The sequence below is a fragment of the Planctomycetaceae bacterium genome (genome assembly GCA_039680605.1).
Lineage (GTDB): Bacteria > Planctomycetota > Phycisphaerae > SM23-33 > SM23-33 > JAJFUU01.
Map to the genome: position 1 here is coordinate 1 of JBDKTA010000026.1, position 22112 is coordinate 22112.

Here is a 22112-nt window from a genome sequence, read left to right on the forward strand (position 1 = left end):
ATCTCGCACGCAAACACGATGTCCGACCAGGCTGGAAAGTCCTGTGGCGGGGCTGGTATGATGTCGAACGAATGGTCGAGGGCCTTGAACTAATGCGAGGCCCACCCAAATGTGGGTAAAGGTGAGGGCTTACGCCCCCGGCTAAGTCCTGAGAGCCTCTTCGAGGCTCGCTGTTCCCATCAAGAACCCAGGTGCCATGGCGGCCGTTTTTGCGCCGCCATGCTTGGCGGAACGATCCGGAACATGGCGGCTGGACAACGGCCACCATGGCACCCGGCGTTATCCTCGTGGTTCCGCGCCGGGCTGGTTTCTCTTTGCCAGTTCCCTTTCTTCTCTGCGAACTCTGCGAACTCCGCGGTGAGATGATCTCTACGGCAGGATCGTCCGGATCAGTTCGTCAATCGGCCCGCTCTTGGTCAGGTAGGCGTACGCGCCGGCGTCGCGCATGGCTTGGGACTGTTCGGGGCCTTCGAACATCGACAGGCCGATGATCCGGATCTGCGGGTGGCGCTGGTGGATGATGCGCGTGGCCTCGATCCCACTGAGCTGCGGCAGGCTCACGTCCATCAGAATCACGTCAGGCTGCAGTTCGTCGGCCAGATCGACAGCCTGGCGACCATCGGCCGCCTGGGCGACGATCTCGATTTGCGCCTCGTCGGCCAGCAGCGCCGCCAGGCCCTGCCGCATCACGGTATGATCGTCGACCAGCATCAGGCGGGTCTTCTCATGTGCGGCCGTCGGGGCGGCGATGGAGGCCTTTGCCGCCGCCCGGTCGGCGGGAGCGGCTGCCGCGGCGGCTGCGGGGGCGGTCAGGGAAAACCGGCTGCCCTTGCCGGGGGCGCTGTCAATTTCGAACTGCCCGCCGATAAGACTGAGCCGCTCGCGGATGCTGAACAGGCCAAACCCGCCGCCGGCAGGCCCGGCGGGCGTGACGCCGGCTGGGTCGAACCCATGGCCCTGATCCGAAACCACGATCTGGATCAGGTTGTCGGTCAGCCGCCGCAGGCTGACGGCCGCGGCCTTGGTGCCGGAGTGCTTGACGGCGTTGAACAGGAGTTCGCGAACGGCTTCAAACAGAAACGTTTTGACGCCCTGATCGGTGGGCGAGGCCTCGTGCTGAAGAGACAGTTCCACGAACAGACCGTGTTTGTCGGACATCCACCGCGCCAGCCATTCCAGTCCCTCGGCCAGTCCGCCCTGCTGGAGGATGGGCGGGCTCAGCTCGGCCGTCAGCGAGCGGGACGCTTTGATGCTCTCATCGAGCAGCGCCTCGACCTCCTTGACGCCTTCGCGGATAACCGGGTCGTGCGTTCGCCCCAGGATGGCGATGCGGAACTTGGCCCCGACGAGCAATTGCTGGAGGTGGTCGTGAAGCAGCGTGGCGAACCGGCGGCGCTCGCGCTGTTCAGTGAGGGTCAGTTCGCCGGCCAGGGCCTGCAGTTGCGAGGCATACGCGGTTAACCGCTCGTTGGCGGCGCGCAGGGCCGAACGCATCCGCTGGGCGTTGATCCCCAGGGCCAGATCCTCGGCAATTTCGCGCAGCACCTGGGCCTGGGCTTCGGTGAAGATCGCGGGCTCCGATCCGTAGATGGCCAGGGCGCCGATCACAGTCTGCTCCTGGCGCAGCGGCAGGGCTATCACCGAACGGTATCCGCGTTTCAGCGCTTCCTCGCGCCAAGGATCCAGGTGCGGATCGGTCAGAAAATCCTGCCCGATCTGGACCTGCCCGGTTCGAATGGCCGTTCCGACGGGCCCGCGCCCGCGGTCCTCATCGGCCCAGGTGATGTGGGCCTTGCTGACGTACCCGTCCTCGAAGCCGGTCCAGGCAACCGGCTCGACCGACTTGGCCGGGTCGTCGCGGGCCATTCCGACCCAAGCCATCATGTACCCGCCCACCTCGACGGCGATGCGGCAGATTTCCGTCGTCAGTTGCTGCATGTCGTCGATGCGGATGACTGCCTCGTTGCACTCGCCCAGCATCTGCAGCATCCGGTTCGTCTGCTCCAGTTCCTGCTCCATCTGCTTGCGGGCCGTAATGTCGATGTTCACGCCGGTCAGGCTCAGGAGCCTTCCCTCGGCGTCCCGGGCGGCCTGGAACCGCCCGATAACCCAGTGAATGCTGCCGTCGGGCCATTTGACCCGCCATTCGCCTTCCGTCGCCGCCCCGGTCTCCAGAGCGTGGTTGACCACGGCGATGGCAGCCAGGCGGTCCTCCTCGTAGACCAACTGTTCCCAGGATTCCTCCGTCTTTCCGAACTGTCCCGGCTGGAGACCGTGGATGGCCTCGAGATCCTCCGTCCAGGTATTCATGCCGGTCTGGATGTTCCACTCGAAGGTGCCGACGCGCCCGGCCTGCTGGGCCAGGCGAAGGCGCCGCTCGCTGTCCAGAAGCATCGACATGCGGGCGAAACTCGCCTGGAGCACGCCGATTTCGTCAGTGCGCCCGTTGCCATCCTGTCTCGTGGGCGACAAACCTATCTGTCCGCGCCCGATCTCGTCGGCGGCACGGGTGAGCAATTCCAGCGGACCAGTGATGTTGCGGGTGAGAAGAACGACGCCCAGCGCCATCACCAGCACAAGCAGCGGAATGCCCGCAATCATCGACCAGAGGACCTGGGTCGCCAGACGTGCCGCTTGGGCGCTTCGTTCCTCCATGATCTGGTTCTCGCGGTCTTCGATTTCTTCCACCAGCGCATGGATGACGCCGCTGAGTTCCCTGCCCCGTCCGCTCTTGACCATGGAGATCGCGCCTTCGCGCTGTCCCTGGCGGGCAAGCTCAATGCTTCTGGACAGCATCGCCACCCGGGTCCGAAGCATCTCGCCAAGCCTGCCAAGCCTTTCCTCCTGTAAGGCGTCGTTGCGCAGATGCTCGGCTACCCGATCCAGGTCTTCCGGAACCTCTCGCGCCTTCTTCTCGAAAACCGACAGATACTCCTGGTCGCCGGTCAGCAGATAGCCCTTCTGGCAGGCCTCGGCTACATTGAAGTCCGAAAGCGCTTCCTCCAGGTAGCGCATGACGTTGACCGAGCGCGTCACTTGACGGGTGGCCGAGACGTACCGCTTCACGGTGACGCCAAACGCGATGCCCAGAATGGCGATGGCCACCAGGGCAACGGCCAGGCTGCCGGCGATTTTGGTTCGAATGCGCACGTGCCTGTCTCCGAACTCCAGAACTGACACAAACAGTATAGCCTAAAATTGGCAGACTTAACATCCCTGTCGGGATGGCGAAACGGCTCACCGCAAATGCTCTCGCAGGAAATCGCCCGTATAGGAGCCGGGCGTCTGGGCGACTTGCTCGGGCGTGCCGGCGGCGACGATGCGGCCGCCGGCGTCGCCGCCTTCGGGACCCAGGTCCACGATCCAGTCGGCGCACTTGATCACGTCGAGATTGTGCTCGATCACGATGACCGTGTTGCCCATGTCGGCCAGGCGGTTGAGCACGTTGAGCAGGTTGTGGATATCGGCGAAATGCAGGCCCGTCGTCGGCTCATCCAGCACGTACAGCGTATGGCCGGTGGCGCTCTTGCCCAATTCGGCGGCGAGCTTCACGCGCTGGGCCTCGCCGCCGGAGAGCGTCGTCGAGCTCTGGCCGAGTTCGACGTAGCTGAGGCCCACGTCGTTGATGGCCTTGAGGAGCTGCTTGATCTTGGGGAAGTTGTCGAAGAAGCCCAGGGCCTCCTCGACCCGCATGGCCAGCACGTCGGCGATGTTCTTGCCCTTGTAGCGCACTTCGAGGGTCTCGCGGTTGTAGCGCGTGCCCTTGCACTCGGCACAGGTCACGTACACGTCGGGCAGAAAGTGCATCTCGATGCGCTTGGTGCCCTGGCCCTGGCAGGCCTCGCACCGCCCGCCCTTGACGTTGAAACTGAAACGCCCGGGCTTGTACCCGCGGATCTTCGCCTCGCGAGTCTTGGTGAAGAGCTGGCGGATCAAATCGAACAGGCCGGTGTACGTCGCCGGGTTGCTGCGGGGCGTGCGGCCGATGGGCGACTGGTCGATCTCGATCACCTTGTCAACCTTGCCGATGCCCAGGATCTTGTCGAACGCGCCGGGCCTCTCGCCGCTGCCCGAGAGTTTTCGCCGCAGCGCCCGCAGCAGCGTCAGATTCACCAGCGTGCTCTTGCCGCTGCCGGACACGCCCGTGACGCAGACGATCCCGCCCAGGGGCAGTTGCACGTCGACGTTCTTGAGATTGTTCTCGCGGCAGCCGCGCAGTTCGATGCACCGCTGCGCCGACACGTCGCGCCGCCGGGCGGGAATGTCGATCTTCAGCCGCCTCGAGAGGTAGCGCCCCGTGATCGAGCTTTCGCAGCGGCAGACCTCGTCCACCGGCCCCTGCGCGACGACGCGCCCGCCGTGGCGACCGGCCGCGGGACCGATGTCGATCAGCCAGTCGGCGCTGCGCATCGTCTCTTCGTCGTGCTCGACGACCAGCACCGAGTTGCCCATGTCGCGCAGATGCTTGAGCGTGCGGATGAGCCGCTGGTTGTCGCGCTGGTGCAGGCCGATCGTCGGCTCGTCCAGCACGTAGCACACCCCCACCAGCCCGCTGCCGACCTGCGTGGCCAGGCGGATGCGCTGCGCCTCGCCGCCGGAAAGCGTCGCGGCCGTGCGATCCAGCGTGATGTACTGCAGGCCCACGTCCGACAGGAACCGCAGGCGGTGGTCGATCTCGCGCAGGATCGGCTTGGCGATGGCCGTGCCTTCCTCGTTGAGCTCGAGGCCCTCGAAGTACTCCATCGCCGCGGCGATGCTCATGTGCGTGATTTCGTGGATGTTCTTGCCGCCGACCGTCACCGCCAGCGACGCCGGGCGCAGGCGCGCCCCGTGGCAGGCGCGGCAGGGCTGCTCGGACAGGTACGAGTGCATGCGGGCCTTGACGAACTCGCTGTCAGTCGTCTCCCAGCGCCGCGTGAGGTTGGGCACCACGCCCTCGAAATTGTCGCCGTCGCCTTGGAGCAGCTTCTTCTGGATCGGCGCGGGCAAGTCCTTGAACGCCGTCGTGCCGGCCACGCCGTAGCGGGTGCAGAACTTGCGCAGCATGCGGTTGTAGTAGATGTTCATCCGCTTGCCGCTGTGGCGCCAGGCGTCGATGGCGCCTTCGGAGAGCGGCTTGGTCGGGTCGGGCACGATCAGGTCCACGTCGAACTCGAGGATCGTGCCCAGGCCGTCGCACGACTCACACGCCCCGTAAGGCGAGTTGAAGCTGAACATCCGCGGCGACAGCTCCGCCAGCGACGCCTCGGGGTGCTTGGGGCAGGCGTACGTCGCCGAGAAGAGCAGGTCGATCCAGTTCTCGAAGCCGTTGCCGTTGCCGTTGCCGCTTGTCGGCGTCGCGGATGCGCCGGCCAGCGGCGCCGCTTCGCCCTCAGACGCACCGTTCAACTCCGTTGAGCGTACTCCCTGAGCGCCCTGTGCGATGGGCTCGTGCCAGATCACGACAAGCCCTGCCGCCAGGTTCAGGGCGGTCTCGATCGAGTCGCTCATGCGGATCTGCACGCCGGGGCGCATGACGAGGCGGTCGACGACGACGTCGATGGTGTGCTTGTTGTTCTTGGCCAGCTCGGGCAGTTCCTTGAGGTCGTAAAGCTTGCCGTCGATCCGCACGCGCACGAAGCCCTCGCGCTGCACGTGTTTGAGCAGCTCGGCGTGCTGGCCCTTCTGCCCGCGAATCACCGGCGCCAGCACCATGAACCGCGTGCCCTCGGGCATGGTCATGATCGAATCGACCATCTGCGAGACGGTCTGCGAGCTGATGGGCCTGTTGCAGATCCAGCAGTGCGGCTGGCCTGCGCGGGCCAGCAGCAGGCGGAGGTAGTCGTAGATTTCCGTCGTCGTTGCGACGGTCGATCGCGGGTTGGACCCGCCGGACCGCTGCTCGATGGCCACGGTCGGGGGCAGGCCTTCGATGTGGTCGACGTCGGGCTTGCCGAGCTGCTCAAGGAACTGCCGCGCGTACGCCGAGAGGCTCTCGACGTACTTGCGCTGTCCCTCGGCGTAGAGCGTGTCGAACGCCAGCGAGCTCTTGCCGCTGCCGGACAGACCCGTGATCACCACCAGCTTGTCGCGCGGGATGCGCAGGTCGATGTTCTGCAGGTTGTGCTGACGAGCGCCGCGGACGATGATCTCGCGACCCGCAGCCGCGGCGACGGCGTCATCATAATGAGCGGCCGACGGATCGGGTGCGGCCGGCGGCGGACAGATCGGTTCCGAGGCGGCATCGTCCGGAGGCGAAGGCGGAGGGGTGTCCACCTCGCCCGGCAGGACAATGACCGGCTCATCGACCGCCGGGGCCTTGTTGCGTGCTCGGGATGTCTTAGGGCTCTTTCCCATAGCTGCAGAATCCCACAGTATACCACAGGTCAACAGCAATTCCACGCCACCTCAAGATGCTTTTGGCGATAACATCTTCAGGCCATCCGGCGGTGCGGGCGGGTTTTATAATTAGCCGCTGAGGTCGCTGGGGCCGCTGAGGATGGACGAATAAGTTGGGCCTCGGAGACCAAAAACGAGAAGATAGGCATGATAGACCGGAATGAGGCGGTAGCGAAGGCATTATGTTGTGAGCGATTGCGAGTACTTTGAGGTGTCGGCAACGACTCAATTGGGTGAAAGGAACTCCAATGTCCCGAGACATGATGCGAAGAATAGCGTTAGCTCTGGCTGGCGTATTGATCGCCGTTGGCATCGGCATGAGCTTCGGTCTGCGCGACGACGGCATCTTTTGGTTGGCAGCGGGAGCAGCCCTTCTGGGTTACGCGCTGCCGCCTTTTCCGGAAAAGAAGTCCTGAGGAGCCAGCGGCATCGCTGCAACCTTTGAGAGAGAATGTCCATGACTTGCAAGAGCCTCGCTTGTGCCTGTGTACTGGTGGCTGTCATCGCTGCAAACAGTGCCGCCTCTGCCGCAGAAGCAAAGAAGGTCACCCTCGGCAGCGACGACACGACCGTCACGGTCGAGGCCGCCGATGGCGTTATCGCCGTCACGAGCCTCAAGTCGGCTAGCGGGCACGACTGGCTGGGCGGCGTTAGCAATCCGCTCCCACTGCTGGCGGCGGCTGAGGTCGATGGCAAGAGCGTGCCGCTGGCGTGGAAGCTCAAGAAGTCTTCGGCGCAGGACGGCCCGCCCAGGCGCGTCGAGTTCGTCTTCGAATGCGCCTCGCCGGCGATGGAACTCAAGAGCGTGTGGGAGGCGTACCCCGGCCCGGGGCCGGTCGAGCACTTCTTGACGCTGACCAACCGCGGACCAGCGCCAGTAGTGCTGACACTGCAGAAGAGCCTGTCGATCGAGCTCAAAGCTCCGCAGGACAACGCGATGGAACATTTCTGGGCCGAAAAGGGCGCCTCGATTCCCTCCAGGTTCGGCACGCATCTGAGCCCGGTAACAGAGGGCTACACCGCGGAGTTGATCAGCGGGATCACGTGGCCGTATTCGAAAGACACCAGCCGCCCCAACGACCCGATGCCCTGGACGACGCTGCTGGACCGCAAGAGCCGCGAAGGCGTGTACATGGGCATCGACTTTTCGGGCCTGGTGAAGATCCAAGTGAAGGGGCTTGCGCCCTCGCGCGTCAAGGCCGTACTGGGCTTGGGGCGCGACGAGCAGTCCGAGGCCTCCTATCGCACGCGCGTGGCGCCGGGGGCTGCGTTTTATCCGGCTCCGGTGTTCGTCGGCTGCTACCAGGGCGACATCGACGACGGCTCCAACCGCCTGCGGCGCTGGGTGAGCGCCCACGTTCGCCCGGCGGCGCCCGGCACGGTTTTGCCGGTGCTGGTGAACAACTCCTGGGGCAGCGGGATGGCCGTCGACGAAAAGCTCGCCCGCAGCATGATCGACCTCAGCGCTGCGGCAGGGCTGGAAATGTTCCACATCGACGCCGGCTGGTTCCGCGGCGTGGGAGACTGGCACCCCGAGTCGGGCAAGTTCCCCCAGGGCCTGGGGCCCATCGCCGACTACGCGCACTCGAAGAAGCTCAAGTTCGGCCTGTGGATCGCCTGGACGCAGGGCGGCGTGGCGCAGTATCCCGCCGGCGAGGAGACGGCCCTGAGCGTCCACGATGAGAAGATGAGGGAATGGTTCACCAAGGACTATTCGCGCAAGTGGAAGACCAAGCAGTTCGTCGGGGCCGACGTGTGCCTGGGCGATCCGCGGGCGGTGGACTGGTGTACGCGGGAGCTGCGCCGGTGCGTGAAGGAGTACAAGCTGGACCTGCTCGAGCACGACCAGCGCATGATCGTCGACCACTGCCGCCGCGGCGACCACCTGCACACCGAGTCGCGCATCGACGTGACGTACCACGCCGCGATGGGCTACTACAAGGTTTACGACACGCTGCGTCGCGAGAACCCCGGCCTGCTGTTTGAAAACTGCGTCAACGGGGCGCAGATGCTCGACTACGGCATCCTGCGCCGCACACACTACACGAGCATCACCGACCACTACGACCCGCTCAACAATCGCCGGGCGCTGCACGACAGCGTGTACTACATGCCCGCCTCGATGTGCGAGTCCTATGTCGAGAACCACCCGGGCAAGACCATCGGCAACTTCAAGTACATGCTGCGCAGCGGCATGATGGGTTGGTGTACGATCATGCTCAACATGGCCCGCTGGACGCCCGAGCAGACTGCCGTCGGACGCCGGCAATTCGATATCTACAAGCAGAAGCTCCGCCCGCTGATCGAAAACGCGGACCTGTTTCACATTTCGCCGCGCCCCGACGGGGCCAACTGGGACGGCCTGCAATACTTCGACAAGCAGAGCGGCCGCGGCGCGGTCTTCGCCTTCCGCCCGAAAAGTCCCGAGGGCAAGCACGTCTTCAAACTCAAAGGCCTCGACGCGGCAGCGCAGTACGATCTTAAATACGAAGACGGATCATCGCCCGCAACCACAATCAGCGGCAAAGACCTGATGGAGCAGGGTCTGCCCGTGACGCTGGGCGAAACCGACAGCTCAGAGATCATCTGGATTCATCGCAAGTAACTCCCGTTAGGGGCGGAGCTTGCTCCGCGTGGTTGTTTCCCTGATCCTGCGTCAGAGAAGAAACCGCGCGGGGCAAGCCCCGCCGCTAACGACTGCGATGTCGCGGTCATTCATTGTTTTGAACACAATCGCGTCTTAGAATACATGCATGTCCGGACTGGGCGTAAATATCGATCACGTGGCCACCATCCGCCAGGCGCGCAAGACCATCGAGCCTGACCCGGTGTGGGCGGCGGCCCAGGCGGAACTGGGCGGGGCAGACTGCATCACGTTTCATCTGCGCAAGGACCGCCGGCACATCAACGACCGCGACGCGCATCTGCTGTCGGCCAGCGTGGGCGTCAAGCTCAACATGGAGATGTCGCTGGACGAGGAGATCGTGGCTATCGCCCTGCAGCTGCGCCCCGACCAGGCGACGCTGGTGCCCGAGAACCGCCAGGAACTGACCACCGAAGGCGGGCTCGATGCGGTCGCCTGCGCGAAGCGCCTGACCGAAGTCACCCGCGCCCTGCGCGAGGCCGGCGTGCTGGTCAGCGCGTTTGTGGACCCGATCTCGCCGCAGATTCACGCGGCGGCGGCCGCCGGCTGCCAGGCCATCGAGCTGCACACCGGCACGTACGCCAACGCCTGCCTGGCCTCGCCGCGCCGCGCGTCGGCGGGCGGCGCCCACGTCAGCGAGGCCACGCATGTTCACGCGGCTTCGGCACAGGAAGCGCTCGAGCAGATCCGCGCGGGATTGCAGGAAGGCCTGGCCGCGGGGCTGATCGTCCACGGCGGGCACGGGCTGACCTATTCCAACATCTCGCCGATCGCCGCGTTGAAAGGGTTCACCGAGTTCAACATCGGCCACTCGATCATCTCCCGCGCCGTCTTCACCGGCCTGTCCGCAGCCGTGGCCGAAATGAAACGCCTGATCGTCGACGCGGCGAGTTAGAAACTCACCACAGTAGATTAAGCCGCAGAGGTCGCAGAGGACGCTGAGGCTGTTAACAGACAAAACAACATCTTCCCTCAGCGGCCTCAGCGACCTCAGCGGCTAATTTGTGCTTACCGCCCCGAGGATCTTGAAGGGGATCGCCGGAAGAAGACCCAGGGAGTAGCGCTGCACGTTCTGGGGCTTGTTCTTGTCGGGCACGCGCACCATGAAGGCCTCGACGATGAGGTTGCCTTCCAACGGGGCTTTGATTTTTGTCGCGTCGGCTGCGAAGGTGATCTCGGTGTTGGCGCCGGCGGGGGCAATCTTGCGAATCGACACACCTGCGGGCGGGTCGACGAGTTCCATCGTGATGGTCCCGGAATTGGAGATGCTGTTGTACCCGACGGTCACGCTGCCTTGCCCGCCGGAGGCAATGGGCACCGGCAGCTCGCCGATCAGCTTGATGGGCCCGCGGCTTTGCCCGCCTCGGGCGACCACGTCGGCATAGAGTTCCAGCGCCCGCACCATGTGGCGGTAGGCAAAGGCCTGCATCATGTCTTCGGCCGGCAGGGCCGGACGCACCACGGCGCGGCGGTTGATCATCGCGCTGCCCTCGATGCGCAGGGGCATCATCTCGGCAGGAATCTTCACCGGAGCGGTGAGGGTCATTGTGGCGCGGTCGGCGCCGGGCGCGATGCGTCCCCCGCTGAGCACGAACCCTTCCGGCGCGTCCTTCAGGGACAGGTCGATGGGCCCGGAATAATCGTCGATGCGGACAGCCTGGACCGTCAGGGCGACCGTCTGCCCGCGGCGCAGACTGATCGCCGACGGCGCCAGGCGCAGGACGAAGTCGGGGCGTGGCGGGCTGACGCGCAGGCGGTAGGTGTAGCCTGGTCCGCCGGCGCCGGCCGTATCGCCCAGGTGCAGAAAGTACGTGCCGTCCTCGGGCAGGGTGAAGGCGATCGTCGGGTCGGCGTGATGGGTGCTGCGGCCGGCGGCTTTGTCTTCGCAATCGTCGCTGATGGCCAGTTGCTTTCCGGTTCCGTCGGTCAGCCTGAGCACCGCGTCCAGCGGCGAGTTCAGTTTTCGCGCCTGCACCTGCGCAACGATGCGGCTGCCCGAGCGGCCGTGGAAGCGGAACACGTCCCAGTCCCCCGGTCGGTCGATCCGCCCGTTGACGATAACCGGGGGCGTCAGGGCCTGGGCGGCGGACATTGTGTTGTTGGGTTCGCGCTCGAGCGATTCCTCGAGCGTGTCAACGGCGAAGGGCACGGCGTTGGAGGCGTTGGGGACTGTCAGCGAGTGCGTGGCGGCCTCTTCGAATCGCGGGCTCAGCGTCTTGGTCGGCAGGTTCCATCCGCTCAGTTCGACCGCCGTGGCGATGCCGGCTTTGCCGCCCAGGGGGAACACGCCGGTGATATAGGGCAGCTCCCCCACTGTCAGGCGGTAGACGAAGTCCTCGCGTCCGCGATAGAGGGCGTCCTTGATCTCGACGACGTACTGGCCGTCGGCGGGGATCTCGCACATCACGACCGGGTCGATCTGGTACTTCATGCGGTCGGCGTAGCTCAACTCCTTGCCCGAGGCGTCATAGATGGCCAGCGCCGCCTGGAACCATCCGGGCACCGCGTCGGCCAGGTACGGGATCAGGTCGCGTGCGGCCACCGCGGCGACGATGCGCTGCCCTTTGCGGGCATCGAAGCGGTAGCGGTCGACGTCGCCGGGCATGATCTGGCCGTTGATGATCACCGGCAGGGCGACGTCGAGAGGCTCCTGGGCCTCGGCGCCGCCGCGCTGGGCGTTCCTGCGGGCGCGGCGGGCCTCCCGCAGTGGCCCAGGCAAGTTCTCGTCCGGATCGGGCGCCGTCTCCCGCGTCTCGGCAAGACTGTCGACATAAAAGGTCATCGGGTTGGACAGGCCGTGGTCGGTCATCAGGCGAACCTCGCGCCGCCCCGGCGCCGCGTCGGGCGCCAGTGTGACCTTGACGATCATCGTCTCGGCGATGGCGGGGTTGAGCATCCGCTTGCGCGATTCATCCAGCAGCCGGGCGATCTCCTGCGCCCGCTGGCGATCGGTCTCGGTGACTTGGGGACGCGTGGCCGCGGCGGTGGCGGAGCGGGGGCCGCGAATCTTTTCCCGCAGCTTGCCCAGTTCCTCGCGGAGGGCGTTGGCCTCTCGGCCCGGGAGCGGATGCTGGTGCTCGACGACAACCGCCCGCACGCCCGGACCGCTGATATGCACGCCGGTGTAGCCCTGCATCAACCGCCCGCCCAGGGCGACCTGGAACTCGCTGCCCTGCCTGCCCCCGGCCGGATAAACGTACCCGATGCGCGGCGTTCGTTCCTGTGCCGACGCCGGCGCTGCCGCCAGCAACGCCGCCGCCGCGGCCATGACGGCGATGCCAATCTGTCGCGCGGAACTCACAGGATCTCCTTGAGCCGCCCTGCGGTCTTGATGCCCTCTGCGGCTGTCGGCACGGCGAGAATCGGCAGTCCTTCGGGGTTTGGCAGCCGCGCCTGGTCGTCGATGCCAAGCAGTTCGTACATGCTGGCGATCAGGTCCGCCGCGTACACGGGGCGGTCCTTGACGTCCTGGCCGCGCTCGTCGGAGGCCCCGACGACGCGGCCGCCCTTGAACCCGCCGCCGGCGAGCACGGCAGAGAACACCTTTCCGTAGTGCCCGCGTCCGCCGCTCCAGGGCGCCTCGTTCTGGACCTTGGGCGTTCGCCCGAACTCGCCGCTCCACCACACGATGGTGCTGTCGAGCAGGCGGTGGTCGGCCAAGTCCGCCAGAAGCGTGGCCATGCCCTTATCCATGTCCGGCAGCATGCGGCGCATGGCCTGGAAGTGCTGCTTGTGGGTGTCCCACCCGTTGTAGTTGATGGTCACGTAGGGCACGCCGCGCTCGACGAGTCGCCGTGCCACCAGGCACGCCTGCCCGAACGTGCTGTTGCCGTACCGCTCGCGCAGCTCGGCCTTTTCCTGCGTCAGGTCGAAGACCTTGCCCTCGTCGCCGAGGATCAGTCCATAGGCCTGTTCTTCCGCGACGGCGGCCGCGGCGAGTTCCGGGTCGTCCTTGCCCTGTCGGCGCAGGGCGTTGAGCCGGTTCTTGAGGGCGCGGCGGTCTTTTTGTCGCTGGTCGCTGACGCCGGCGGCGACGACTCCTTCGACCGCAAATCGCGGTTGGCGCGGATCGCCGCCGGTGGCAAAGGGCTTGTACTTGGCGCCCAGGAACCCCGACTCCGAGAACCGCCCCTGCAGTTGCGTCAGGACGATATACGGCGGGATCAGCCCCTTGTATCCGGCGTTGTAGCCTTTGAAGAGGCTCACCACCGCCCCGACGCTGGGGAAGACCAACCGCCCGCCCGGCTGACGGCCGGTCTGGACGATGTACGCCGCCGTCTCATGCCCGTTGTTTCCGTGGGTCATGCTGCGGATGATCGAGTACTTGTCGGCCTGCTTGGCCAGCAGCGGCAGCAGCTCGCCGATCTGGATTCCGGGAACATTGGTGGCGATGGGATGGTCGAGCGGTCCGCTGTAGTCGCTTCCGGCTTTGGGTTTGGGGTCGAAGGTGTCGATGTGGCAAGGCCCGCCCCAGAGCCAGATCTGGATGACGGCTTTGGCTTTGGACGCCCGGGCCGGTTGGCTGGCGGCCTCGAGCGCCGCCAGCGCCCGCCGCGGGAGCAGCCCCGCCGCGACGGCGGCGGCCGCCGAGCCCAGACCCAGTTGCATCAATTCACGCCGCGTCATTGGCTTGTCCATAGAGTCACCTAGTGGCGGTAGAGGAACTCGTCGCTGTTGATCAAGGCCCAGACCAGATCCGCCGCGCCGTCGCCGCGACCGGCGTTGTTGCGCAGGTATTCCCCGGCGGCGATCAGTTCGTCCCGCGCGGGATATCGCGAGAGGATCGTCAGGTAGATGCGGTCCATGGTCTCTCGCGGGCGGTCGCGCAGGCGCTGCACCTCGAGCCGGGCCAGGCTGCGCTGGATCTTCTGCCCCACGTGGGTCGAGTTGAGCATGTGCAGACGCTGGGCCGACGTCATGCGGTTGTTGCGCTCGCCGTGCAGCCCCGTGTCGCGGGCGGGGCGACCGAACATGTCCAGGAACGTGCTGGTGATGCTCCCGTCGGGCAGGGCGATGGCGCGCAGGTCGGATGGAATGAACGTAAAGGGCTCGGGAATGGCGCTGGTGTACTTCTCCGTCGTGCCGCTGATCTGGCACAGCGCGTCGATGAGCACCTCGGCGTCCAGGCGGCGCAGCGGATACCGCGCGAAGTTAACGGCTGCCAGTTCGCCTTCCGTGCCGCCGGCGGACGCGCGCTGATACGTCTGCGAGTTCAGAATCAGTCGCAGGAGATGGCGCAAGTCGTACTTCGAGGCCACCAGCTCGCGCTCCAGCAGCGCCAGCAACTCCGGGTTTGACGGCGGGTTGTCCTCCCGCATGTCGTCGGGCTCGTCAACGATGCCGCGCCCCATCAGCCACGCCCACGCGCGGTTGGCGATGTTGCGGGTAAACCACGGGTTGCGGGGCGTGATCAGCCAATCGGCAAAATCCACCCGCGGGTCGCGGTCGGCCGCCAGGGCGGGCATGGTGCCGTCGGGGAAGACCGCCGTGGGCGCCGGCCGGGTCGAGGCCTTGGCCAGGTCGAAATAGACGATCTCTTCCTTCCACTCATCAGTGCTCTTGTAGGCGAGGCGTTCGAAGAATCCGGCCATGCCCTGCAGGCGGTCCTTGGGCCATTTTTCGGCCCGGGCGCCCATGAACGTCAGGGCGACGGTGGCGGCCACTCCGGCGCTGGTTCGGTTCTGCATGGCGCGGTAGAAGTTCACCTGGGGGCTGGAGAAGTTGCTCCCGCCGGCGGTGAGCAGTTCGCGGGCGAAGACGTCATAGGGCTTGTTCTTTCGGATCGAATCGAGCAGCCAGTGATGATACGCCTGGGCGGCGTTGGGCCAGAGGTTGATGGGGAACTCGGCCTTGATGCGGAGGATGTCGCCCCACTTCATCGCCCAGTAGAGGGCGAACTCGTCGCGTTGCATCAGGCGGTCGATCAGCGCGCGGCGCTTGTCGGGGCTCGAGTTGCCGATGAACTCCGCCGCCTCGGCGGCTGTCGGCAGCGTTCCGATCACGTCCAGGAACGCCCGCCGCACGAAGACCGCGTCCGAGCACAGCGGCGCCGGTTCGATCTTGAGCGCCTTGAGCCGGGCCAGCACCAGGGCGTCGATAGGCGTCTGCGGGACCACCGCCGCAGCGGGCTGCGCAGCCGGCGGCAGATCGGCCCACCAGTCGGTCCGCGGAACCGGGCGTGACGCGTTCCGCGCGGGCGCCCGCCAGGCCGGACGCGTCGCCGCCCGAGACGCCGGCGCCGTGGCGGCGGTCTTGCCCTTGCCCTGCTGGGCCTCCGCGTCTGGCCCTGCCGACAGGCAGACCATAACCGTCCATGCAACTGTCATCCACGCCTTCATCGCGATCTCCGCTGGGGCCGGATCAATCATACGCCATGCCGCGCCCTCCAGAAAATCAAAACGCCCGCGCCGGATCTCTATTGCAGACCGCTGCCGCGCCGGCGACCATTCCCCTTCAGCGTCACTTGTACGCCGGGGCGTCTGGAAATTCGATGATGTGCTTCTTGAGCATGGTCCAGACGACCAGGTCCAGCGGGACCGCCAGGACGAGCCCGATGAGACCGAAGATGTTGCCCCACAGGAACAGCGTGAACAGCGTCACCACCGGCGGAATGTGAACCGCGCGACGCATGACCATCGGCGTCAGCAGGTACGACTCGACCGTCTGAACGATCGCGTAGACGATCGAGACGCCCACGACCTGCCCGCCGCCCTGGGGCAACGCCACCAGCAGCGACAGCACCAGCGTCACCAGCGGACCCAGCACCGGCACCGATTGCGTCAGGGCCGCCACCAGCGCCAGAGGCAGCGCAAAGTCCAGACCGATCAGCGAATATCCCGCCGCCGTGATCAGCCCGATGGTGGTCATGCTGAAGAGCGTCCCGAGCATCCAGCCGCGAAGCTGCGGCTGGAGCTCGCGCACCGCCCGCAGCGTCGGCGCGCGGCGGTGGGCGGGCAGGACCCCGACCGCCCGCGCCGTCAAGTCGCCCTCATGGCCGGTCAACAGGTACAGCGCCCCGATCAACACCACCAGGATGGCGATTACCGTCGTCAGGACCCCGCCGGCGACGTTGCGGACCGCGTCGGTGGCAGAACTGCCCGTCAACAGATTGCCCCCGATCTCCACCAGTTCGTCCAGCGTCAGATCGTTCTCCAACCGCAGGCTTGTTGACAGGCGACGCAGGCTTTCGTTAAGGCTTCGCCTCATCTCGGGCAGACGCTCGATGGTCCGTTCAACAGGCCCGTACAGCGCCCAGCTCAAGGCCGCCACCGCTGCCACCAGCACCGCCAGCATCACCACCACAGACACCACCGCCCGCAGCGACGTCGGACCCGGAAGGCGATCGGTCAATGGCCGAAGCACCGCGGCCACCGCCGCGGTCATCAGCCCCCCCAACAGCAGGAACTTGGCCGCGGTGAAGAACCGAAACAGCGTCACCGCCACCAGAGTCCACAGCCCCACCGCCACCATCGACCGAACTGTGACGACCGCGTCCCACCGATGGTCGCGCTGCGGCCGATGCTCGCGACGACCAGAAGCATGCCTGTCGTTTTCTGACGCATCCTTGTTCATAGACCCCCGCCCGGTAAGCAGGGAATTATAGAGCCCCGCGCGGACGGCGCTTCGGCCTTGCCTGGCGGCGGCGGGGGAAGGTATCATGGCCGCCACTGGTCGCATGCCATTGCCATCGAAGCGAGAGGATTTACATCATGGACCGCATCAAGATCGTGCTGGATGAGAGCGAGATTCCGCGTCAGTGGTACAACGTGGCTGCCGATCTGCCCTCGCCGCTGGACCCGCCGCTGGGGCGCGACAACAAGCCCATCGGCCCGGCAGACCTGGCGCCGATCTTCCCGGCCGCGCTGATCGAGCAGGAAATGTCGACCCAGCGCTGGATCGACATCCCCCAGCCGGTGCTGGAGAAGATCGCTCTCTACCGCCCGACCGGACTCTTCCGCGCGGTCAACCTCGAAAAACTCCTCGGCACGCCGGCGAAGATCTTCTACAAGTACGAAGGCCAAAGCCCCACCGGCAGCCACAAGTCCAACACCGCCACCGCCCAGGCGTACTACAACGCCCAGGCGGGCATGAAGCGCCTGACGACCGAAACCGGCGCCGGCCAATGGGGCTCTGCCCTGTCGCTGGCCTGCCACCAGTTCGGTCTGGCGTGTACCGTCTACATGGTGCGCTGCAGCTACGACCAGAAGCCCTTCCGCAAGGTTATGATGCAGGTCTGGGGCGCCGAGTGCATCCCCAGCCCGTCCAACCGCACCGCGGCCGGACGCGCCATCCTCAAGGAAACCCCCGACACCTCCGGATCGCTGGGCATGGCGATCTCCGAAGCGGTCGAAGACGCCGCCTCACACGCCGACGCCAATTACGCCCTGGGCAGCGTGCTCAACCACGTGATGCTCCACCAGACGGTGATCGGGCTGGAGACCAAGGCTGCTCTGAAGAAGTTCGGCGCTTCGCCGGACGTGATCATCGGCTGCGCCGGCGGCGGGAGCAACTTCGCGGGCATCGCGTTTCCGTTCGTGCCCGACAAGCTCGGCGGGCAGGACATCCGCATCATCGCCGTCGAGCCGTCGGCCTGTCCGACGATGACCGAAGGGCTCTACCGGTACGACTACGGCGACACGGCCGCCATGACGCCGCAGCTCAAGATGTACACGCTGGGCCACCAGTGGGTGCCCCCTGCGATTCACGCCGGCGGGCTGCGGTACCACGGCATGAGCCCGCTGGTAAGCAAGCTGATCAACTTGGGCGTGATCGAGCCGGTGGCCCTGCATCAGACGGCCTGCTTCGAGGGGGCGCTGGCCTTCGCCAAGTGCGAGGGCATCATCCCGGCCCCCGAGAGCTCGCACGCGGTGCAGATGGCCATCCAGATTGCCCAGGAATGCAAGCAGACCGGCCAGGCCAAGAACATCGTCTTCTGCCTCAGCGGCCACGGGCACTTCGACATGACCGCCTACCAGTCGTACCTGGCCGGAAACCTGAAAGACATCAGCCACGCGGCGCTGGGGCTGTAACGGCCCTGGCGCAGACAGATTCGGGATGTGCAATGAGGACCGCTCGGCGGAGCGGCCCGTTGGGAACGTTTTCAGAATGGGGATAGTCATGCGATTGCAGAATGGTGCAAGCGTCACATTGGCCCTGGCGGCAGCTTTGCTCTTTGGCGGTTGTGTCAATCATGCAGCCCCGCCTGCGCTTCCTTCGGGGCCTGTGCCTGAGGCGACTGAGCCTTACGTCGAGAAGGCATGGCTGCTGCCATGGACGATGTTTCAAGCCAACAGTTGGCACAGCGGGTATCGCTATGGCGTTCCGCCGGTCAGGATTCCAAAGGTGCGATGGAAAGCCGAAATCGGGATTCAGGGGTACCTCAATAATCCCGTGATCGCGAACGGCCTCGTCTTTGTCGGATCATCGGGCAAGGAGCACAACAAGAGCGATCCCCTGGACGGTGTCTACTGTCTCGACGCCGCCTCAGGCAAAATGCTGTGGCACTTCCGCACGGACGAAGATGCCTGCGGCGTCGCCTTTTGGCGCGACCGCATTTTCGCAACCGGCGACGACGGATTTCTGCGGTGCCTGGCAGCCCGTGACGGCAAGCCGCTATGGAAACTGAAGTGCGAAGGCCGCCTGTATTGCCAGCCACTGATCTTCCAGGACATGGTGCTCGTCGGCGACGCCTCCGGCTGCGTGGTGGCGGTTGATCCGGCAACCGGCGCCGTGCGGTGGCGCACGAAGGTAGCCAACGCGCCGGCGACTGTTCGCGGCGGGCTGGCTGCCTCGATCGAATACGTCTATGCCGTCTTTGTCGACGGAAGCGTCGCCTGCCTTGACCCGGCTGGGCGAACGAAGTGGACCAGGAGGATTAGCGAGAAGAATCAGTTCTACCCCGCCCCGACCGTTGACGACGGCGTAGTCTATCTCGGCTACGCACGCGACACGTTCTATACCACAGCGGCGATAGTGGCCCTTGACGCCGGCACGGGCAAGACGAAGTGGGGCCTGCCGGACCGGCCGGATTCCGAGCAGGGCCAAATCGGCGGAGATTTCACCAACATCCGCAGCTCGTTCGCGGTCTGGAAGGGATTGTTGCTCTACGGAGAGACATATTCAAACGAGTTGGCAGCCTACGGTGCCGACAGCGGGAAGAAACAGTGGTCGGTCGACCTTGGCAAGCCGATGTTCCCGCACTGGCCATCGCCAGCCATCGCCGGCAATGTACTGTATTTGCCGCGCCATGATGGGGCAATCTACGCCGTCGACCTCGAGAGTCGAAAGATGATCTGGCAGATGTACCTTGGCGATGTCGCGCAGGTTGGGCCCAATCTGCCGGCGAAGATTATGCCCAGCGGCTGGGAGCATTGCGCGTGGGATCCAGCTGTGGGAAAACCGCTTTACGCTTCGCCTGGCCTGGACAGCGACGGCACGATCTTCGTCGGATCGGGTCAGGGCTGGCTCTACGCGATAGAAGATAGCGCTCCTGCCCCCGGCCTGACAGAGCTATACGGGCGGGAACTTGACGGAAAGTTGCTCCATTTCGAAAGATTCAAATACCCGGTGTTGTTCTCCCTTAAACCCGGGTGCGTGCCCATGTGGTATAAGGACGGAAAAGAGATGCTGGCGGGGCTGATCAGCCAAGTCCGCTCGGCGCCGCCTGAAAGCCGAATCATCATTCTGGCGCACCGCGCCTGGGGACCAATCAGGAAATCAGGCGGCGAAGTCTATCACGTGCGCTGCGCAGAGGCGGTCAAGGATTTCCTTGTCTCTCAGGGTGTGGCTCCAAATCGCATTCAATGCTGGGACTGCCAGAACCGCTATCCGCTCAAGAACGAATGCACGGGGGACGGTTGGGCCGCCAATCAGAGGACGGAAATCGCCGTCGTTCAACAATTCCCCACCACAGCACCGGCGTCGGGACCATCGCCGGAAAGAGCTCCGTCAAGCCGGCCAAGTGCTGCCCAGTCGGGTGCAAAGGAGCTATATGGCCGCAAACTCGAAGGCAAGTTATTGCGCATGGACCGGATTTCTACTGACAAGCTGTTTCACATTGCCCGTGGATGCATTCCCAAATGGAACGAGGAACCGCCGCCGCTGCTGGCGCCGAGCATCGCGGCTATCAAGGCCGCTCCGGCCAACACGCGGATCATCGTGTTCTCACACCGCGCCGGCGACATCATTCGACGCAACGGCGGCGAACTGTACTGCCCGCGCTGCGCCGACAAGGTGCGCGACTATTTGATCCAGCAAGGTATCGCGGCCGATCGAATACAAGCATTCGGGATGCGGGATGACTTCCGCCTCATAGTGCCGGAGAGGACGGCTGAGGCAAAGAAAACCAACCAGCGGATCGAGATTGTCCTCGTCGCGCCGGAGTAGCCTGCCGTTTCATCAGGGTTCCTCCCTGCCGGCGGCGTTTAGGCCGCTGGAGCGGGGCGGGAGGGATTCGATCTTCCCCACGGTCGCGGCGATGATGTTCATCGTCAGCGCGAAGGCGCGGGCGGCGGGGCCTGTGTTCGAACCCGTCGCCCAGGAGGCGGCAAGATCATCGCTGCAATGGACAATCAGGATCCGGCCTTTGTCGCGGAGGGTCTCGAGTCTGGACGCCGCGGGCGTGCGCGCCTCTGCTTTCTTGCTGATGGTGATCGTGCGGCCGTCTGCAAGAACCGCCTGGAGCTTTTGGGTCTTGGGGGCATCGGCAGAAGCGCCGCCGTTGAGCGGGTCGTCGGCGGGCACAGCCTTGAGGGCGGCTGCGGGATACATCGCCGCGCACGCCGCGCGCATGGCTTTGCTGAAGGCATCGCCGTTTGTCTGCGCGACGCTCAGGACCGTACCGCCGCCGTCGATAAACGCCTTGATGCGTTCAAGGCTGTCCGCGTCGAGCTTGGGGTCCTGCGTGCCGGTGATATAAAGGATGCGCGCGTCGATCCAGTTGTCGGCCGGGTCGCTTGTTCGCACGGTCTGCCAGTTGACGAGATGACCGTGCTCGCCTTGGGCGATCCACCGCGTCAGGCCCGCTACATCTCCCGCCTGGCGGTCCCAATCGCCCTCATGTTCGAGCTTGGCCATCAGCACCGGTCGGCGACAGCGGGCCAGGAACAGCAGCGCCTGGCTGGTCGCTACCGTATCTCCAAAGCGGCCGTTCCACGAACCGTCGCGCCCCTGCGTTTTGGCCAATGTGGCGGCCGCAGCGCGAAACCAGTCGACCTTGTCATAGAACTTGCGCCCCCCGCCCATGGCGGCGCGGCTGAGGTTGAACAAGTAGTAGCCATCTCGACTGGTGGGATCAATATAGGCATCGAGGCATTTGCGACCGAAGACCAGAGCCTCAAGCTTCTTGCCCGGATTGGCACGATACAAACCTGAGAGGTTTGCCGCCGTGCTGAGGCTGGCAATGCCTCCCAGCGTCATCGTTCCTGTACCGGCGGCGGCTCGGCCCTGGTATCGCCAGCCACCATCTTCGCACTGAACAAAGATCCAGTGCTTGAGAACTTTGTTCCAGTAGGCCGGCGGAACGTTGACTCCGCTTTCGGCAGCGGCCTCGACGCCCATCATACCGTAGTGGGCATTGGAGTTGTCGCCCGAGGCAGGCGTGCCGTTGGAATCGTATCCGTACGAGCCGTCAGAGGTGGAGTTGATCAGCAGCGTCGCGTCGGCGGCCAATTGCTTGGCGAACTTGTTCCGCGTCGCACGATTGGCTCTGGCGAGGGCATTGCATCGCAGGGCGAGCGTATAGGTCCACTGCTCATCCTGCTTGACCAGCCAGTCCAGCGTTTTGGCCATTCCGGGATCGTCGGCCTTGACGCCACACTCCAGCAACGCCCAGGCCGCCAAGGCTGTCGGTCCGGCCTTAAACTTACCGTGCGCTCGCCAACTCCCATCGTCAGTCCGCATCGCCACCAGAGCGGCCACACCTTGTTGAATGATCCCATCGAGGGGATCCTCTGCGGCGGGCCTCTCGGCGCCGCCGGCGGCGGAGGCGACCATCGTCGATGCCAGAACCCCAATCACGACGCGTCGTACGCTATTCATGTTTTGCCCCTTTCAGACCTGATGAATCCTAACAATCGTCATCGCGACCGGC

General features: G+C 65.2%; 12 protein-coding genes. 5 read left to right on the plus strand and 7 right to left on the minus strand.

Annotation, left to right across the window (positions count from 1 at the left end; genetic code table 11):
* Positions 1-369: 369 nt before the first annotated feature.
* Both ABFD92_08480 and uvrA read right to left on the minus strand, forming a co-directional pair.
* Positions 370-3150: a CHASE3 domain-containing protein gene (locus tag ABFD92_08480; protein ID MEN6504559.1), complete on the minus strand. Its 2781-nt coding sequence runs from the start codon at positions 3148-3150 to the stop codon at positions 370-372.
* Positions 3151-3237: 87 nt separating this feature from the next.
* Positions 3238-6336, minus strand: a complete 3099-nt coding sequence (gene uvrA, locus ABFD92_08485) for an excinuclease ABC subunit UvrA (protein ID MEN6504560.1) — start codon at positions 6334-6336, stop codon at positions 3238-3240.
* 290 nt (positions 6337-6626) lie between these two features.
* Between uvrA and ABFD92_08490 the strand changes: the two genes are divergently transcribed.
* The 3 genes from ABFD92_08490 (at position 6627) to ABFD92_08500 (ending at position 9917) form a co-directional block, all read left to right on the plus strand.
* Positions 6627-6794: a hypothetical protein gene (locus ABFD92_08490; GenBank protein MEN6504561.1), complete on the plus strand. Its 168-nt coding sequence runs from the start codon at positions 6627-6629 to the stop codon at positions 6792-6794.
* A 41-nt stretch (positions 6795-6835) separates the two neighbouring features.
* The gene (locus ABFD92_08495) at positions 6836-8983 is read left to right on the plus strand and encodes an alpha-galactosidase (GenBank protein ID MEN6504562.1); all 2148 of its coding nucleotides are present in this window, start codon (positions 6836-6838) and stop codon (positions 8981-8983) included.
* Between the two features lie 148 nt (positions 8984-9131).
* Positions 9132-9917, plus strand: coding sequence for a pyridoxine 5'-phosphate synthase (locus tag ABFD92_08500; protein MEN6504563.1), 786 nt, complete (start codon positions 9132-9134; stop codon positions 9915-9917).
* Between the two features lie 102 nt (positions 9918-10019).
* On the opposite strand, the gene ABFD92_08505 is transcribed toward ABFD92_08500, so the two are convergent.
* From ABFD92_08505 to ABFD92_08520, 4 genes are all read right to left on the minus strand, one after another.
* Complete coding sequence (locus ABFD92_08505; GenBank protein ID MEN6504564.1) at positions 10020-12323, minus strand: PPC domain-containing protein; 2304 nt, start codon at positions 12321-12323, stop codon at positions 10020-10022.
* Positions 12320-13660, minus strand: a complete 1341-nt coding sequence (locus ABFD92_08510) for a DUF1501 domain-containing protein (protein ID MEN6504565.1) — start codon at positions 13658-13660, stop codon at positions 12320-12322. The genes ABFD92_08505 and ABFD92_08510 overlap by 4 nt, the downstream gene beginning before the upstream one ends.
* An 8-nt stretch (positions 13661-13668) precedes the next feature.
* Entirely contained in the window at positions 13669-15348 is a 1680-nt protein-coding gene (locus tag ABFD92_08515; GenBank protein ID MEN6504566.1) for a DUF1553 domain-containing protein, read from the minus strand.
* 133 nt (positions 15349-15481) lie between these two features.
* Positions 15482-16594, minus strand: coding sequence for an AI-2E family transporter (locus ABFD92_08520; GenBank protein MEN6504567.1), 1113 nt, complete (start codon positions 16592-16594; stop codon positions 15482-15484).
* 137 nt (positions 16595-16731) lie between these two features.
* Here ABFD92_08520 and ABFD92_08525 point away from each other — a divergent pair, with 137 nt between their 5' ends.
* Together ABFD92_08525 and ABFD92_08530 are read left to right on the plus strand one after the other, a co-directional pair.
* On the plus strand, positions 16732-18051 hold the full coding sequence (locus tag ABFD92_08525) for a TrpB-like pyridoxal phosphate-dependent enzyme (GenBank protein ID MEN6504568.1): 1320 nt from the start codon (positions 16732-16734) through the stop codon (positions 18049-18051).
* A gap of 76 nt (positions 18052-18127) precedes the next feature.
* On the plus strand, positions 18128-20407 hold the full coding sequence (locus ABFD92_08530; protein MEN6504569.1) for a PQQ-binding-like beta-propeller repeat protein: 2280 nt from the start codon (positions 18128-18130) through the stop codon (positions 20405-20407).
* A gap of 12 nt (positions 20408-20419) precedes the next feature.
* On the opposite strand, the gene ABFD92_08535 is transcribed toward ABFD92_08530, so the two are convergent.
* A complete protein-coding gene (locus tag ABFD92_08535; protein MEN6504570.1) occupies positions 20420-22060 on the minus strand; it encodes a DUF4159 domain-containing protein in 1641 nt (546 codons plus the stop codon).
* Positions 22061-22112: the final 52 nt, after the last annotated feature.